Below are 17130 nucleotides of genomic sequence, written 5' to 3' on the forward strand. Positions count from 1 at the left end.
ATTAGCGTCGAGCACACGGTCGATGTAGAAGCACGCTGATCACTGAGGTGTCGTTATGAGTCTTCACTACGAACAACGCTCTTCCGTCAGACAGCGCTGGTCGGCCCGGGCTGCATTCGGCGCGGTGATCGGCGCGGTGGCCGTGCTCGTCGTGTTCGCAGGCGCACGGACGCTGGCGTTGTTCGCGGTGACCGTCTCTGCCCTCGTCGTCGGGGTCGCGACTTTGTTCTGGTTCCTCACGAGTCGAGGTGTGTTCCGATGGATTTCGCTGACCATCGCGGTTCTCGCGCCGATCGTGGTCGTCGTCTACCTTGTTCGCGCGCAGCTGTTGTGGGTGGCGATACTAGCTCTCGGACTTGCCGCACTTGCCGCACTGTCCGCCCGGGCCGCCCTCGGTGGCGCTACCAAGGATGCGCCGACGCCCGAGCACGCTGCGTCGATTCCGCAAAGCCCGTTCCTGATCATGAATCCGCGATCGGGTGGCGGGAAGGTAGGACGATTCGATCTGAAGAAGCGAGCCGAGGCCCTGGGTGCGGAGGTGGTGCTACTCGAAGGACCGGACACAGTCGACGTCGAAACTGTGGCCAGGAAAGCTGTGGAGCGGGGCGCAGACCTGCTCGGGGTGGCCGGCGGTGACGGGACTCAAGCTCTCGTTGCCGGTGTCGCCGCCGAGTACGACCTTCCGTTCTTGGTGATCAGTGCTGGAACTCGCAATCACTTTGCGTCGGATCTCGGGTTGGACCTCACCGACCCGGGCCGATGTCTGGACGCGCTGTCCGATGGCGTCGAGCTGCGTGTCGACCTCGGCACCATCGACGGGCGAACTTTCGTCAACAACGCCTCCTTCGGTGCCTATGCGCAGGTAGTGCAGAGCCCCGCGTACCGCGACGCGAAAACCGGAACGATCCTGCAGATGCTGCCGGACGTGATCGCGGGCCACGACGGTGCTCGATTGATCGCCCACCTCGGCGATCTCGAGATCGAAGGACCGCAAGCCGTACTGGTGAGCAATGGACCGTATCGAACTCACGATTTGGTCGGCCTCGGACATCGGGCGCGATTGGACCACGGCCTTCTCGGCGTGGTGACGATCTCGGTGAGCAGTGCACGTCAAGCCGTTGGACTCCTCCGCCGTACACATCGACACGGACTGACTCAACATCTCTCGGGCGATATCACCGTCGACGCGGACGAACCGATGATTCCGGTCGGAGTCGACGGTGAGGCTCTCATGCTCGGGACCCCGGTGCGCTGCACCATCACCCCGCGCGCTCTCCGCGTCCGCGTACCGCGGGTTCGTCCCGGAGTTCGCCCGCCCACACCGGCGATGGACTGGGTTCGACTCTTCCGACTCGCTGCGCCGCAGCGAGTCGGTCACGTGCGCTGAGAGGACGATCGATACCACCTCGAGTATCGCCCGGCGAGCGGGGCCGCAGTAAGTCCATGGGCCACAACGGAAAGCCCGATCGTGATCACCGCGGTGGTCAGTAGAAGACTCTCGTGGGGCAATTCGTGAGGTTCTTCGACGATGAGGATGACGAAGACGATAGTAGCGAGACCACGCGGCCCGAACCACCCGACGAACCCAACGGTCGGCGCCCGGGCGTGTAGACCGATCATTGCCCCTGCGACGGGCAGCATGCGGACAACGGTGAGGCTCACCACGGCGTACCCGAGTACGGCCCACGACAGACTACCGAGTGCGGGCCCGAGCAAGACAGCACCGTAGACGATGAATGTCACTGCGCTGGAAAGATCCCCGAATTCCTCGATCAGGTATGACACGTCGCCGCCGGCCCGCCTGCGGATGACTCCGAACGCCAGCCCTCCGACGAATGCTGCGATGAACCCGGAGCCACCGACTCCGACGGCCGCGGTATAGGCGAGTGCAGCAGCCGCTACCGGGACGATCTGAACCCAGAACGGGTCTATCGAGTTTCTACGTCCGGCTAGGACGAGCACAGTTCCCGCAACGACCCCAGCAACGATGCCGGCGGCGACACCGTAGCCGATCTGCTCGAGAACCAGGACGGCGGCGGCACCACCTCCGATCGTTCCGGTCTCCGTGTGGGCAATCGCAAGCACGACCAAGAAGATCGGCACGCAGATGCCGTCGTTCAGCCCGCTCTCGACGTTGAGACCTTGACGGACCATCGTCGGTAGCGACGGCAGAGTCACGACCGCCTTCCCAAGCGCGGCATCAGTGGGGGCCAGAATCACGGCGAGCAGAATCGCTTCCGGCAGCGAGAACTCGTCGAAAATTACAAGTGCGGCAACAATTCCGAGCGCGATCGTCCCTGGAAGCCCGAGCGCGAGCAGTCGGACAGGTAGCGCAAGCTGGCGCCGCAGAGCGGCGAAATCGATGCGCGAGGCGTCGACGAACAACACCAACCCGAGCGTCAGTTCGGCGAGAAGTTTGACCGCTTCACCGGCGTAGTCCAGTTCGATCAAATCGGACCCTGCTACACCCAGCGCTAAGCCTCCGACGGTGAAGACGATCGGCGCAGTGATCGGAGTTCCGTCGATGCGTCCCGAGATCGCGGCGAACGCAATCAGCAGACCGGCGATGGCGGGCACCGCCCATGTCATGGCCGCACCTCTGCGAACTGTCTCGAACATTCGGTAGCGTCCGGAAATATCGTCCCGAACGCGCTGCCCTCGAGGAGGTTCCGCATCATGTCGATCGGGCGTCGTCCGGCGCAATCTCATCGAGCGCTGGCCGCGCAATCAGTTCCACTACCAGCAGAGCTGCGACGGCAACGAGCACTGTCACTGCCACGACAGCACCGGAGGGGTACCTCCAGAACACCAGTGTCATCACCGCGATCGCGACGATTCCCGCACGAAGAGGGAGTCGCAACTGCGCGACCACGGACTCGAACCGATTCGGTGCCCGTCCGCCTGCACGACCCCTGATCGCATCGACGCCTTTGCCGTAGGCGGAGCGAACCGCCACTGCCGATCCTGATGAACCGGTGAGATATCCGACGATTGCGATCACCACCGCAAGCACGAATACCGCGCGCAGGGTCGTCCTGAGCGGCACCAGGACAGTGTCGATCAGTACCGTAGCGGCTTGCGGGGACAACACATCGGCGGGGATCGCATCGAGATACAGCGACCGACCGATGCTGATCGCGACGGCGAGCAGCGCCATGGCCACAGCGAGGCTGACTCCGACGAGCGCACCTGCCCGTCGGCGCATGCCCTTCGGGCTAGCCCATACCGCGCCAACCGCTGCGAGCAAGGTCAACCATGGAAGCACCCCGGATGCTTTGTCCAGCAACGATGTTGCGCGTTGCGCCTTGACCAGGTCGGGTGCCTGGAACAGTACGAAGGACTTGTCGATCGACGGTATCTTGTCCGCGAACGCGAAGCCACGCTCGGTCAGCTTGGCGCGCACCTTGTCGATGATCGGGGTGAGCGAGATGCTCACCGTGCCTTCGTCGCTGACCACGACGGCCGCTCGGGTGTTGCCGGTCAGCACGGCCGTCAGAGCTTGATGCGCCTCTCGGTTGGCCTGAATCCACAGTATTTCGAATTCGTCGGAGGACACCAGAGAGTCCACCGTCTTGTGCACGAACGACTCGGCCTGGTCCGCGATGACCGGGGCGAGACCGACAACCGCGGGTGGCACGCGGGGCGCGTTCTCGGTGATCGAGGTCAAGGCTTCGGCGGTGATCGACTCGACATCGAGACGCGTCATGATCTCGTTCGTGATTTGATCTGCCAGCTCACCTTGCAGCACCGGATTCGAACCCAGCGGCGTCACCGTCTCGACATAACGGTCGGCATCGAGAATCTCGCTGCGCGCATACCGGGCAAGTACTGCGGAGAAGCCCAGAACTGCGACCAAAACCAGAAGCAGGATCGCTGCGATCCAGCGCACTGTCGAATGCCCGGCGCGGGTTCGAGGTACTGCGGTCGGTGTGCGCTCCTCGCGCAGTTCGGCCAACTCTCGCCGCAAACTGTCCAGCTCCCCCCGCTCAGTCGCGCTGAGTGGTTGTTCGGAGCCTGGTGAATCCATGTTCGGCCTCTTCTCCGGTGGGCACAATCAGGGCCAAGCAACTGCTCCCTCATCGATGACCTTGCGCGGCTCCGGGCCCAACTGCATCATTCGTATCGGGTGACATTCTTCTTCGAGAAGCGGTATCCGCCTCCGGTCCGCCCACACGTGGGACGGTGAAGTTCTAGGGTCGGAGCCAACTGATCAGGAAGCGGTCCTGCCCTGGTGGCGGCCGTCTAAGTGAGAAGTTTCGAGTATCCGATGCACATCGAAGTCAGGAGTCACGATGGCAAAGCTGGAATTCAAACGCGTATCCGAAATCTCCCGCAAGGAGGTGGCAGAACGAATCATCGCGCTCGGCCACGCTCTCGCCAGTGGTTCGGAAGTGGAGTTGGGGTCGGGTGGCGACTCGATCTCGATCGTCGTCGCCGATCGAGTCCGGTGGGAACTCGAAATCGAAGTGGACGGAAACGAAACCGAGATCGAAATCGAGATCAGCTGGCGAGACGCTCCTTCCGAGGCTGCCGAAAGCGCGCCGGCAGAGAAGCGCGATCCGCCGCGTCGGGCGCGGGCACGCAAGTCGACCCCGAAGTAGGACCTGAAATGGACGCAGACCTCACCCGCCTCGGATGACGCCACGGCCCCCGAGGAATTTTAGAGTTGAAGCGTCGAGAGAGCTCGAACCAGCTGTCCGTCACCCCGAGTCGCGACCATCGGCCGGAGTCTCGCAGACCGATGTCCAAGTTCGAAGGAGTTCGAAACATGATCGATTCATTCTGGGAACTGATGTGGTACACGCTGATCGTGTTCGCGTTCGTCGCGTATTTGATGATCCTGTTCCAAATTGTCGGCGACCTGTTCCGTGACCGCACCATGTCCGGTTTCGTCAAGGTCATTTGGATCATCCTGCTTGTCGTAATTCCGTACCTCACGGCCTTCGTCTACGTGATCGTGCGCGGTCGCGGCATGACGACTCGACACATCGAGGCACAGCAGTCGGCCATGGAGGCAACCGATCAGTACATCCGAGAAGTCGCGGGCAAGTCCTCTGCCGAGCACATCGCCGACGCCAAGGCACTGCTCGACGCCGGCACCATCAACCAATCCGAATTCGAAGCGTTGAAAGCCAAAGCAATGAGCTGATTGCCTTGCAGCGACCGGGGTCCACAAAAGGAAGGGACGCACATGAGTTCTCTTGTCCTGGAGCTACATCACGTCGTGCAGCGGATGCGCGGACCCCGGCACAGGCATCACCATAATTGCCGATCTCGTCGGCGCAACCACGTGCAGACGCTCCTCGCGCACCATTCGATCCAACCGAGGGCGCGATCTAGAGGGGGGCTCGACCCGATCGAATCAAAACCCGAGCTTGCCCATCTGCTTGGGATCGGTCTGCCAGTCCTTGGCGATCTTGACGTGCAGGTCGAGGTAGATGCGAGTACCGAGCAGCTTCTCGATCTGCAAGCGCGAGTTGGTACCGACCTCTTTCAACCGAGCACCGCCCTTGCCGATGATGATCGCCTTCTGGCTCGAGCGTTCGATGTAGAGGATGGCGTGGACGTCGAGCATGTTGTCGTGGCCCTCGCGGGGAGTGATCTCATCGATGACGACGGCTAGCGAGTGGGGAAGTTCGTCGCGAATGCCTTCGAGCGCGGCCTCTCTGATCAACTCCGCCATCAGGATTTCTTCTGGCTCGTCCGTCAGTTCACCGTCCGGGTAGAAGGCAGGGCCGGGTGGCAATTCAGAGGCGAGCAGGGCGACCAGCTTCTCCACCTGCTCACCCGATTCGGCAGACACCGGAATCACGTGGCTGCTCTCCCCCAGCAACTTCGACAGAGCCATGAGCTGCTGTACGACGCGTTCTTTCTTGACCTTGTCGATCTTGGTCACGATACCGATCAGCGTCGTCTTCGGCGAGATGTGGCGAACCTGCTCGAGAATCCAACGATCACCCGGCCCGATCTTTTCGTCCGCGGGGATGCACAGTCCGATGACATCGACCTCGGAATACGTGTCCTGCACCAGATCATTGAGTCGCTGCCCGAGAAGTGTTCTGGGACGATGCAATCCAGGGGTGTCGACAAGAATCAACTGCGCATGCTCGCGGTGAACGATCCCACGAATGGTGTGGCGCGTGGTCTGCGGACGCGATGAAGTGATGGCGATCTTGGAACCGACGAGCGCGTTGGTCAGCGTCGACTTTCCGGTGTTCGGCCGACCTACGAAACAAATGAATCCGGACCGAAAATCTTCTTCGCTCGAATCAGACATCGAGCACCTCCCAGCTCTTCCCGCCGCGCGATGCGGCCGGGATGGTTGTATTCGTTCTGCCGCACAGCTCAGGCATCGGACGCTTCTGTCGACGATTCCTCGTCGCGATCGTTCTCGAACCTCTCCACCAGAACGGTCGTGACTCGCACTCGCCCTTTCTGATCGGCGCCGCCTTCACCGGTGAATGCCAAGCCGTGCGACTGCACACGCGAGCCTGGAAGCGGTACTCGTCCGAGCTCGTAACCCAGGAGACCACCAACGGTGTCGACATCCTCGGATTCGATGTCGATGCCGAACAACTCGCCGACGTCATCGAGTGGTACGCGCGCAGACACCCGATAGCGTCCGTCACCCAAGTCTTCGATAGGGGCAACTTCACCTGCGTCGTACTCGTCGGCGATCTCTCCGACGATTTCCTCCAACACATCCTCGATGGTGACCAACCCTGCAGTTCCGCCGTATTCGTCGATGAGCACGGCCATGTGCTTACGGTCACGCTGCATTTCGGCGAGCAAACTATCCAACGGCTTGGAGTCCGGTACGAATACTGCCGGCCGCATCACGTCGGTCACCTTTACACCGCGTCCGCCATCGGTGGAGTAGTACGTCTGCTGCACAAGATCTTTCAGGTACACGACGCCGATGATGTCGTCGACGTTCTCACCGATCACCGGAATCCGGGAATGCCCACTGCGCACGGCGAGCGAAGTCGCCTGTCCCGCTGACTTGTCGGACTCGATCCATACCATTTCCGGCCGCGGAACCATCACCTCGCGAGCCGAGGTATCACCGAGTTCGAAGACGGACTGAATCATTCGGCGCTCGTCGTCAGCAACCACTCCACGCTCACGGGCCATGTCGACCAGTTCACGCAGTTCGATCTCGGATGCGAACGGGCCGTTGTGGAATCCGCGCCCCGGCGTGATCGCGTTGCCGATCAAGATCAGCACGCGGCTCACCGGACCGAGAATCCAGCCGAGGCCTCTCAACGGAAGTGCCGCGAACAGTGCAATCGAGTACGCGTGTTGGCGCCCGAGCGTTCTGGGACCGACACCGATGACAATGTAACTGACCAACACCATCACGACGGCAGTCACGAGAAGCGCGATCGTTTCGTCGAGAAGACCTATCAGCCCACCCGCGAGTAGAACTGTGGCAACGATTTCGCACAGGATGCGAAGAAGGACCGTCAGATTCACGTATCGAGGGCGGTCCGCGACGATGGTGAGAAGGCCGATAGCGCCCGGGCGCCCATCTTTGACCATGTCCTCGACACGAGCCCGCGAGACGGTGTTCAGTGCCGAATCCACGGCTGCGAACAAACCTGCGATCGGTACGAGAACGACTGCTGCCACTATCAGCGCAGGCGCATCGCTCACAGGTTGTCGCCGCCGACGAAGCCGGTTTTGCCGAGCAGTCGACTGTCCCTGGCCGCCTGCACTTCGGCTTCTTCTGCGAGACGGAGATCCTCGTACCACTCCGCCAGAATGCGATTCTGAAGAGCGAACATTTCCTTTTCTTCATCCGGTTCGGCGTGGTCGTAGCCGAGTAGATGCAGAACGCCGTGGACAGTCAGCAATGCCAACTCGTGTTCGAGAGGATGGCCGGCGGCTGCAGCCTGATCTGCGGCGAAGGACGGGCACAGGACGATATCGCCGAGCATCGACGGTCCCGGCTCGGGAGAATCCGGACGACCGCCGGGCTCGAGCTCATCCATCGGGAACGACATCACATCCGTCGGGCCCGGTAAGTTCATCCACCGCATGTGCAGGTCAGCCATGGTGGACGAATCGACGAGAACCATCGACAGTTCGGCCGCCGAATGCACGTCCATACTGGCGATAGCGAACCGGGCCACACTTACGAGATCCGTTTCGGAGACTTCCATCCCCGATTCGTTGGACACCTCGATACTCATTGCTGCTCACTCTTTCGACAAGGGACTTTCGAGCAGATTCTATCGGCGAGCAGAGCGCGGCCCTCCAGAGCGTCGCTGTGCCCGATTGCTCAGCGAGAGATCTTGGTTGTTCGTGGACTCGAACCGCTCGTAAGCATCGACGATCTCCGACACCAAGCGATGTCGAACCACGTCGCTACTGGTCAACTGTGCAAAGTGAATGTCGTCGACGTCGTTGAGTATCTCCGACGCAGCACGTAGCCCCGAACGTGCGCCACCTGGTAGGTCGACCTGAGTGATATCGCCGGTCACGACGATCTTCGAGCCGAATCCCAGCCTGGTGAGGAACATTTTCATCTGCTCGGCGGTGGTGTTCTGCGCCTCGTCGAGAATGATGAACGCGTCGTTGAGTGTCCGACCGCGCATATACGCCAGCGGAGCGACCTCGATGACACCTGCCTGCATGAGCTTCGGAATCGCCTCGACATCCATCATGTCGTGCAGTGCATCGTGTAGCGGGCGTAGGTACGGATCGATCTTGTCGTGCAACGTGCCGGGCAGAAAGCCGAGACGCTCGCCTGCTTCCACCGCGGGCCGCGTCAAGATGATCCGGCTGACCTGCTTGGCCTGCAACGACTGGACCGCCTTGGCCATCGCCAAATAGGTCTTGCCAGTACCAGCGGGGCCGACACCGAACACGATGGTGTTGGTGTCGATCGCATCGACGTAGCGCTTCTGATTGAGCGTCTTCGGCCGGATGGTCTTGCCTCGACGAGAAAGAATGTCCAGGCTCAGCACTTCGGCCGGTGACTCCGCAACACCTTCGGTCATCATGCCGACTGCCCTGCGTACCGCATCGACGGTCAGCGGCTGCGCGCGCTTGGCGACGGCTGCCAACTCGGAAATAACGCGCTCGGCGAGCGCCACGTCGGTGACCTTGCCACTCAAAGTGACTACGTTTCCTCGGACATGGATGTCGGCGCTCAGAAGCTGCTCGAGGGTCCGCAGGTTCTCGTCGGCGGGTCCCAGCAGCGGGAGAACGGCCTCGGGCGCAAGCTCCATGCTGGACCGAACCATGCGTTCGGTGGGAAGTTCGCTGTGTTCACTCACGTGGTGGCTATGGCCTGCTTTCCGATGTCGACGAGCATGAAATGGACGGGGCCTGATTCGAGTTTAACGCGCGTGCGAAAAACAGCATTCCCATTTACCCGCCGGCACCGGCGAGCACCGCGGTCATCGAGCGCTGCCAGCTCTGCGACCCGGTCTCGAGAAACGCGACGTGGTCCTCACCAGGAACGATCGTCAGTTCGGCGTAATCACCAGCTGCGCGCGCCGCTGCCACATAGAGTTCGCTCTGCGACGCTGGCACCAGCGTGTCGAGCGATCCGTGAATGCAGTGCATCGGTATCGACGTGGGAATGCGATGCAGGGGCGACGCCGACCGATACAGCTCGGGCTCGTCCTCGTAGTCGGCGTCGAGCAATGCGCGGACGGCAGGATTGACGATTCCCGACGCCGGTCCCGTCACCAAGTCCAGAACACCTGCCTGCGTCACGATCAGCGACGGGGTCAGCGCGCCATCGCGTCTGCCTGCGAGCCAGGCGGCGAGGTGTCCCCCGGAAGAATGACCGAGCACTCGGATGTCTGTGAGATCGAGTGAGATCGAATCGAGGTCGGCAGAAATGCCGATCAGTGCGTCGAGTGCCGCGCCGACATCGCTGCTCACTTCTGGCCACAGACCGCCTGCGCCGACGCGGCGGTACTCGACGTTCCAGGCTGCGAAGCCTGCTCGCGCACATTCGACGGCATACCGGGTCCCGAGGCTGGAGCTGTACTGGCTACTCCAGGATCCGCCGTGAACGATCATGACGACAGGTACTGGAGTCCCGGTTTCAGCGGCGGAGCGCTCCGGAAAATACAGGTGGCCGTACTGCTCCTCGTGCTCGCCGTAGTCGATCCTGATTCGCTCCACTAAGGCTCACGGAAGTCGAGAGGCTGCTGCGCCCAGCGGTCGGTCGAGACACCGATCGCACCCAGGGCAACGGCCGCAGCGGTCGAGGTCCGCAGAACAGTCGGGCCCAGTACGACGGTTCGCGCTCCGGCGGCAGTCAGTCTTTCTACTTCGTTGTCGTCCAAACCACCTTCAGGACCTACCACCAACAACACTTCGCTCACCGAACGCAGCGGCAACTCCGAGAACCTGTCGGTTGCCGATTCATGAAGCACTGCAACGATTCCCCCGCGGGAGACGACCCCACGCACGAGTTCGAGTACCGCCGCCGTGTCATGGAGCTCGGCGACGTCCGGAACGAACGGCCGTCGAGACTGCTTGGCCGCGGCGGCAACCGTACTGCGCCACCGAGCGACACCCTTGGCTGTTTTCGCACCTTCCCAACGCGCGACGCATCGGGAGGATTGCCACGGCACGATGGAGTCGACGCCCGCTTCGGTCGCCAGTTCTACAGCCAACTCCGATCGATCTGCTTTGGGCAGCGCTTGGACGAGCCCCACAGTTGGTGTAGGCCGCGGCATGTTCGATCGAGCATCGACGGTCAGTTCGAGGCGATCGCGCTCGGCGGAGATCACGACCGTGTGAGCGACCCCGCCGTGCCCGTCGGAGAGCAAGATTCGTTCTCCTACTCGAATCCGCCGCACTGTAGCGGCATGGTGGCCTTCTTTCCCGTCCAGGACAGCGATGCTCCCGACCTGTGGCAAGGGATCGAGGTAAAAAACGGTGGCCGCCATCGTCAGCGACCGCTGAATGCTTCCCGGAGCCTCGAGAACAGCCCACCGCTGTGCTGGGAACCGATGGTGACGACCTCGGCTGAATCGCGGTCTCGCAGGGCCTTCAGGTCATGGAGGAGCTGCGTCTGCTTGTGGTCCAGACGTGACGGCACCACGACCTCCAGGTGCGCGTGCAGGTCGCCTCGAATTCCGGATCGGAGCTTCGGCATACCGTGACCACGCAGTACCGCGACTGCTCCGGGCTGAGTACCTTGATCGACGACGATGTCCGTCGGTCCGTCGATGATCGCGTCGACCGACACGGAGGTACCGAGCGCTGCGTCGACCATCGGGACACGAATCGTGCAATGCAGATCTTCGCCGTCGCGGACGAACACATCGTGCTGCTGCTCGACGATTTCCACGTAAAGGTCACCTGCGGGTCCGCCACCCGGGCCGACTTCACCCTGCGAAGCGAGTCGAATCCTCATGCCGTTGCTGACACCGACCGGGACCTTGACAGAAATGTCTCGTCGCGATCGAACGCGACCGTCGCCACCACATTTACGGCACGGGTCGGGGATGGTCTCCCCGGCTCCGCGGCAGGTCGGGCACGGCCGTGAGGTCATGACCTGACCGAGGAATGAACGCTGAACGGACTGAACTTCGCCTGCGCCACCGCAGGTTTCGCAGGTCACGGGCTTGGAGTCGCCGTTGGTACCCGCACCGGTACACAGGTCGCACAGGATCGCCGTGTCGACGGTGATGTGCTTGGTGACACCCGTCGCGCACTCGTCGAGCGTGAGTTTCGTTCGTAGCAGCGAGTCGGCACCCGGCTGAACGCGACCACGGGGTCCGCGACCACTGCCGCCTCCCTGGCCGCCGAAAAAGGCCTCGAAGACATCTCCGAGTCCGCCACCGAAACCGCCGCCACCGAAACCGGCTCCACCCCCGCCACCTTGCTGAAGCGGATCTCCACCGAGGTCGACGACACGTCGCTTCTCTGGATCGGAGAGGACCTCGTAGGCAGTCGAGATGTCCTTGAATCGGGCTTGCGCGCTCTCGTCCGGATTCACGTCGGGGTGGAGTTCACGCGCAAGTTTGCGGTAGGCGCGCTTGATCTCTTGGTCCGATGCCTTCTGGCTCACACCGAGCGTCCCGTAATAATCCCGTGCCACGTAAGTCTCTTTCGTTTTTGTCGATCCGGTCTGCGCTTACCTCCGCCTTCGCGGTGCGGCAAGCAATGTCTGTTGTCCGGTGATCAGCGCTCGGCGAGAACCTCGCCGATATACCTCGCAACGGCGGCGACCGATGCAATTGTTCCCGGATAGTCCATGCGTGTGGGGCCCAGCACTCCCATACCCCCCAGAACCATGCCAGCCGAACCGTACCCAGTGGAAATCACCGAGGTTCCGCGCATCTCCTCGACCTGCGTCTCTTCACCGATTCGCACCGTCACGGTTCGCGTGTCCTGTGTCACAGCGAGCAGCTTGAGCACGATGACCTGCTCTTCCAATGCTTCGAGAACAGCACGCAACGAACCGGGGAATCCAGCGTCACCTGCAAAATCGGCGGCATTTCTTGTCAGGTTGGCGGTACCGCCGAGCACCAAACGTTCCTCCGAGTGCTCTACCAGGGACTCGACCAACACAGTGGCAGATCTGATCATCGCGTCGCGCAGGGGTTCGGGGGCATTCTCGGCGAGTTCGGCCACGGCCGCCGACGCGGCGGCGAGCCGCTTTCCTTCGAGCGCTCCACCGAGCAGTCTGCGCAGTTTCGCCAAGTTCTCGTCGTCGATGACATCGCCCAGTTCGACGATGCGCTGATCGACGCGTCCGGAGTCCGTGATGAGCACCAGGAGCAACCGGGCTGGCGTGAGCGCAACTACTTCGAGGTGGCGAACCGACGACACCGACAACGTCGGATACTGGACCACGGCCACCTGGCGGGTGAGCTGTGCAAGCAGTCGAACCCCGCGGCGAAGAACATCGTCGAGGTCTACGCCGTTTTCGAGGAACTCGAGAATGGCACGCCGCTCGGCAGACGAGAGTGGTTTGACGTCGGCAATGCGGTCGACGAACTGACGGTAACCCTTGTCCGTCGGTACCCGACCGGAGCTGGTGTGAGGCTGTGCAATGTAGCCCTCGGCCTCCAGCGCAGCCATATCGTTACGCACCGTCGCGCTGGACACACCGAGGTTGTGACGTTCCACCAATGCGCGTGACCCGACAGGCTCCTGGGTGGAGACGTAATCAGCAACTATGGCCCGAAGAATTTCGAACCGACGGTCATCAGTGCCCGACATCGGTATCCACCTCCACATCTGCTCTGTTCATGACAAATACCGGGTCGGGGCGCGAACAGCCGGTTGACCGCACTCCCCCGGTCGACCCGTCTTTCGAGTCTAGTGGCCGTGGAGCACTACCCACCGCTAGGCCTTAGTGTGGACAAGTGGGTTACTCGACTGCGACAACGGACATAGCTGTGACGAACTACACCGAATCGAGGGTCACACAGTGATCTTCAAAGGTGTCCGCGACGGAAAGCCGTACCCCGAGCACGGCCTGTCACTGCGGGACTGGTCCAAAATTCCACCTCGTCAACTACGCCTCGACGACATAGTCACCACCACGAAGGTTCTCGAACTCGACCGCCTTCTGTCCGAGGATTCGACCTTCTACGGCGACCTGTTTCCGCACGCGGTCCACTACCGCGGGGTGGTCTACCTCGAAGACGGCCTACACCGAGCCGTACGTGCGGCCCTGCGGAACAGAACCGTCCTCCATGCCCGCGTGTTCGACTACGACGCACTGAGTGCGTGAGTTTCCAGAGTTCGAGTTTCCAGTGCTCGACTCGTGGTGATCGAACGACCGATTACGCAGCGATAGCGCGAACGACAGCGTCGGCGAGAAGACGGCCGTGATCGGTGAGGACGTAACGATCGTGCTCGACCACCATCAGGCCGTCGACCACCAACTGGTCAGCTGCCGCGCGCTCGGAATTCGCCAGCACATCGGCCGGCAGTCCAGTTCGTAGACGGATCTTCAACATCAGCTCTTCCAAGTGAAGGTCCTCACTCGTGAGCAGTTCACTACCTGCGACGGGGAACTCACCCGCTTCCAACCGGTCCGCATAGCGAGCGGGGTGCTTGATGTTCCAGAACCTGGTTCCACCGATGTGACTGTGCGCGCCAGGACCGGCTCCCCACCAATCTCCGCCATCCCAGTAGCCGACATTGTGTTTGCATTCGGCAGCGTCATCGGTAGCCCAGTTGGACACTTCGTACCAATGCAACCCAGCGCCGGACAACACCGAGTCGATCCGCTCGTACCGACTGGCCAGCACGTCGTCGTCGGGAGCCGGTAGCTCGCCGCGTCGAACCTTGCGCGCCATGGCCGTTCCGTCCTCGACGATCAACGCATAGGCCGACACGTGATCGACGCCCGCCTCGAGAACTGCTGCAAGGGATGCGTCGAGATCCTCCGCGCGTTCACCGGGGGTCCCGTAGATCAGGTCGAGGTTGACATGGTCGAAGCCCGCTGCCCTGGCCTCTTTCGCCGCGGCAACAGCACGTCCGGGCGTATGCGTTCGATCGAGCACCGCGAGAACGTGCGGGGCGGCCGACTGCATGCCGAGCGAAATCCGGGTGAAGCCCGCGGCGCGCAGCTTTTCGAAAAATGTCGGCGACGTCGATTCCGGATTCGACTCCGTCGTCACCTCGGCGCCCGTCTTCAACCCGAAGCTGCCACGGACGGCGTTCAGCACATCGGTGAGGCCGTCCCCACCCAGAAGCGAGGGCGTACCTCCTCCGACGAAGACCGTGTCGGCGGTTGGCACCGATCCTGCGCGATCGTTCATGAGCGCGGCGGCGGCATCGAGTTCACGACGCAATCCGGTCAGCCACGACTGCGGCGACGCGGATGTTCCGAGCTCCCCGGCGGTGTAGGTGTTGAAATCGCAGTAACCGCATCGTGTCGCACAGAAGGGCACGTGCACGTAGATCCCGAATGGCCGCGAACCGACGCCGTCGAACGCCGCATCTGGCAGTTCGAGTGAGACTGCGGGCGAGGCGGGAAGGTTCACGCTCTCCAGTGTCCCAGAACCTGAACAGTCGACTCACCACACGGACAGCGTTCCGAGATCCAGGCGCTCTGCCAGCCTATTTACCCCGAAAACGAGGTAAATAGGTCGCCGCGGTCGGCACTTGCCAGATGACGTGGCACAATAGGCTCCGTGAACGACTCTGGGATCCGATTGGTGGCGCGACGCCACGTCGATCTCAAGCGTGTCTGCAGTTCTTCGTGTCGATGCCGTAAGAGTGTGTAGCTGAGCTCTGCGTCTCCTTCGATGCGCACGCTCATTCCCGCTCGGAATTCGAACTGAGCACGTTTCTTCTCACAATCCCCGAACCAACCGAACGCGTGTGCAAGCGGTGAGATTCAGCCCCCACCCTTTCACCGTCCGGCAGAGAAAAGATGCAGGAGCCTTTGATGTCGTCGACAACCGACGCGACAACCGATGCGACCGGCGCGAAATCGCCTGATGTTGCACCCAGAGAGCGCACCGCACGGCCCACCAAGCGCCGCGCCGAAGGCCAGTGGGCCCTCGGATACCGCGAGCCCCTCAACGCCAACGAGCAGGCGAAGAAGGACGACAACCCGCTGAACGTGCGGGCGCGCATCGAGAACATCTACTCCAAGCAGGGGTTCGACAGCATCGACAAGAGCGACCTGCGTGGACGTTTCCGTTGGTGGGGCCTCTACACCCAACGTGAGGAGGGATACGACGCCACCTTCACCGGTGACGAGAACCTCGACCTCCTCGAAGCCAAGTACTTCATGATGCGAGTGCGTTGCGACGGAGGCTCTCTGAACCTCGAGCAGTTGCGGACCATCGCCGGCATCTCGCAAGAATTCGGCCGTAACACCGCCGACCTGTCCGACCGCGAGAACGTCCAGTTCCACTGGATCGAGGTCGAGAACGTACCGGAGATCTGGACGCGACTCGAGGCTGTCGGCCTGAAGACCACCGAAGCCTGTGGCGACTGCCCCCGCGTCGTTCTCGGCTCTCCCCTGGCCGGTGAATCCCTCGACGAGGTGCTCGATCCCACCCCCGCTATCGACGAGATCGTGCGCCGCTACATCGGCGACCCTCGTTACTCCAACCTGCCCCGCAAGTTCAAGACTGCGATCTCGGGCCAGCAGGACGTAGTCCACGAGATCAACGACGTCGCGTTCATCGGCGTGAACCACCCGGAACACGGTCCCGGACTCGATCTCTGGGTCGGCGGTGGCTTGTCCACCAACCCGATGCTCGCTCAGCGGGTCGGCGCCTGGATTCCGCTCGACGAGGTTCCCGACGTCTGGGAAGGTGTCGTCTCGATCTTCCGCGATTACGGCTACCGCCGTCTGCGCGCCAAGGCCAGGCTCAAGTTCCTCATCAAGGATTGGGGAATCGAAAAGTTCCGCGAAGTCCTCGAGACCGAATACTTGAAGCGTCCCCTCATCGACGGCCCGGCACCCGAGAAGCCGACGCGGCCCATCGATCACGTCGGTATCCAGAAGACCCAGAACGGACTCAACGCAGTCGGTTTCGCGCCGATCGCGGGCCGCGTTTCGGGAACCATTCTCGCTCGGGTTGCCGACGCCGCCGAGAAGGCCGGCAGTGACCGAATTCGCTTCACTCCCTTCCAGAAGCTGATCATCCTCGACGTGGCCGAAGAAACTCTCGAGCCGCTGATCGCCGACCTCGACGCTCTGGGCCTCCCGGCCCGGCCGTCGCACTGGCGCAAGAACCTGATGGCCTGCTCCGGCATCGAGTTCTGCAAGCTGTCGTTCGCCGAAACACGCAAGCGCTCACAGGTTCTCGTGCCCGAACTCGAAGAGCGTCTGGCAGACATCAACGCCCAGCTCGACGTACCGATCACGATCAACATCAACGGTTGCCCCAACTCCTGCGCCCGCTCGCAGGTCGCGGACATCGGATTCAAGGGCCAATTGGTCGACGACGGTGAAGGCAATCAGGTCGAAGGCTTCCAGGTTCACCTGGGCGGCAGCCTAGGCTTCGACACTGCCTTCGGCCGAAAGCTACGCCAACACAAGGTCACCAGCGTCGAGATGGGTGACTACATCGATCGCGTCGTACGGCAGTTCGTGAAGAACCGCAACGAGGGCGAACGTTTCGCCGAATGGGCCGTGCGAGCAGACGAGGCGGATATGCGATGAGAACTCGA

At 62.1% G+C, this 17130-nt stretch carries 16 protein-coding genes; 5 read left to right on the forward strand and 11 right to left on the reverse strand.

The features are described from left to right. Positions 1 to 55: 55 nt before the first annotated feature. Positions 56 to 1387 carry a diacylglycerol/lipid kinase family protein gene (locus tag O1W68_RS13555; RefSeq protein ID WP_269304270.1) on the forward strand — a complete coding sequence of 444 codons (1332 nt, stop codon included), beginning with the start codon at positions 56 to 58 and terminating at the stop codon, positions 1385 to 1387. On the opposite strand, the gene O1W68_RS13560 is transcribed toward O1W68_RS13555, so the two are convergent. Continuing rightward, positions 1375 to 2589, reverse strand: a complete 1215-nt coding sequence (locus tag O1W68_RS13560) for a cation:proton antiporter (protein ID WP_269304272.1) — start codon at positions 2587 to 2589, stop codon at positions 1375 to 1377. The two genes, O1W68_RS13555 and O1W68_RS13560, sit on opposite strands and share 13 nt — an antisense overlap. An 85-nt stretch (positions 2590 to 2674) precedes the next feature. Further along, positions 2675 to 4027, reverse strand: a complete 1353-nt coding sequence (locus O1W68_RS13565; protein WP_269304274.1) for a hypothetical protein — start codon at positions 4025 to 4027, stop codon at positions 2675 to 2677. Between the two features lie 265 nt (positions 4028 to 4292). Here O1W68_RS13565 and O1W68_RS13570 point away from each other — a divergent pair, with 265 nt between their 5' ends. After that, positions 4293 to 4601 (forward strand): amphi-Trp domain-containing protein, encoded by a 309-nt coding sequence (locus tag O1W68_RS13570; protein WP_269304276.1) that lies wholly within the window; start codon positions 4293 to 4295, stop codon positions 4599 to 4601. A gap of 167 nt (positions 4602 to 4768) precedes the next feature. Continuing rightward, positions 4769 to 5149, forward strand: a complete 381-nt coding sequence (locus O1W68_RS13575) for an SHOCT domain-containing protein (RefSeq protein ID WP_269304278.1) — start codon at positions 4769 to 4771, stop codon at positions 5147 to 5149. Between the two features lie 213 nt (positions 5150 to 5362). Here O1W68_RS13575 and era read toward each other — a convergent pair whose 3' ends face one another. The 8 genes from era to hrcA form a co-directional block, all read right to left on the reverse strand. Then, positions 5363 to 6277: a GTPase Era gene (gene era / locus O1W68_RS13580; protein WP_269304280.1), complete on the reverse strand. Its 915-nt coding sequence runs from the start codon at positions 6275 to 6277 to the stop codon at positions 5363 to 5365. A 68-nt stretch (positions 6278 to 6345) separates the two neighbouring features. Beyond that, positions 6346 to 7656 (reverse strand): hemolysin family protein, encoded by a 1311-nt coding sequence (locus O1W68_RS13585; RefSeq protein WP_269304282.1) that lies wholly within the window; start codon positions 7654 to 7656, stop codon positions 6346 to 6348. Continuing rightward, positions 7653 to 8195 carry an rRNA maturation RNase YbeY gene (ybeY, locus tag O1W68_RS13590; RefSeq protein ID WP_269304284.1) on the reverse strand — a complete coding sequence of 181 codons (543 nt, stop codon included), beginning with the start codon at positions 8193 to 8195 and terminating at the stop codon, positions 7653 to 7655. Before ybeY ends, O1W68_RS13585 begins: the two co-directional genes overlap by 4 nt. A gap of 39 nt (positions 8196 to 8234) precedes the next feature. Continuing rightward, positions 8235 to 9251 carry a PhoH family protein gene (locus O1W68_RS13595; protein ID WP_210730070.1) on the reverse strand — a complete coding sequence of 339 codons (1017 nt, stop codon included), beginning with the start codon at positions 9249 to 9251 and terminating at the stop codon, positions 8235 to 8237. Between the two features lie 127 nt (positions 9252 to 9378). Further along, the gene (locus O1W68_RS13600) at positions 9379 to 10146 is read right to left on the reverse strand and encodes an alpha/beta hydrolase family protein (RefSeq protein WP_269304286.1); all 768 of its coding nucleotides are present in this window, start codon (positions 10144 to 10146) and stop codon (positions 9379 to 9381) included. Further along, positions 10146 to 10919, reverse strand: coding sequence for a 16S rRNA (uracil(1498)-N(3))-methyltransferase (locus tag O1W68_RS13605; RefSeq protein ID WP_269304288.1), 774 nt, complete (start codon positions 10917 to 10919; stop codon positions 10146 to 10148). The genes O1W68_RS13600 and O1W68_RS13605 overlap by 1 nt, the downstream gene beginning before the upstream one ends. Positions 10920 to 10921: 2 nt before the next feature. Then, positions 10922 to 12076, reverse strand: coding sequence for a molecular chaperone DnaJ (dnaJ, locus tag O1W68_RS13610; RefSeq protein WP_269304289.1), 1155 nt, complete (start codon positions 12074 to 12076; stop codon positions 10922 to 10924). Between the two features lie 83 nt (positions 12077 to 12159). Continuing rightward, a complete protein-coding gene (hrcA, locus tag O1W68_RS13615; RefSeq protein WP_269304291.1) occupies positions 12160 to 13203 on the reverse strand; it encodes a heat-inducible transcriptional repressor HrcA in 1044 nt (347 codons plus the stop codon). Positions 13204 to 13414: 211 nt separating this feature from the next. Here hrcA and O1W68_RS13620 point away from each other — a divergent pair, with 211 nt between their 5' ends. After that, positions 13415 to 13720, forward strand: coding sequence for a type II toxin-antitoxin system VapB family antitoxin (locus O1W68_RS13620; RefSeq protein WP_084344746.1), 306 nt, complete (start codon positions 13415 to 13417; stop codon positions 13718 to 13720). A gap of 52 nt (positions 13721 to 13772) precedes the next feature. On the opposite strand, the gene hemW is transcribed toward O1W68_RS13620, so the two are convergent. Continuing rightward, the gene (gene hemW / locus O1W68_RS13625) at positions 13773 to 14981 is read right to left on the reverse strand and encodes a radical SAM family heme chaperone HemW (RefSeq protein WP_269304295.1); all 1209 of its coding nucleotides are present in this window, start codon (positions 14979 to 14981) and stop codon (positions 13773 to 13775) included. A gap of 407 nt (positions 14982 to 15388) precedes the next feature. On the opposite strand from hemW, the gene O1W68_RS13630 reads away from it, so the two are divergent. Beyond that, a complete protein-coding gene (locus tag O1W68_RS13630) occupies positions 15389 to 17122 on the forward strand; it encodes a nitrite/sulfite reductase (RefSeq protein WP_269304296.1) in 1734 nt (577 codons plus the stop codon). Positions 17123 to 17130 lie beyond the last annotated feature (8 nt).

Source organism: Rhodococcus sp. H36-A4, from assembly GCF_027158005.1.
Taxonomy (GTDB): domain Bacteria; phylum Actinomycetota; class Actinomycetes; order Mycobacteriales; family Mycobacteriaceae; genus Rhodococcoides.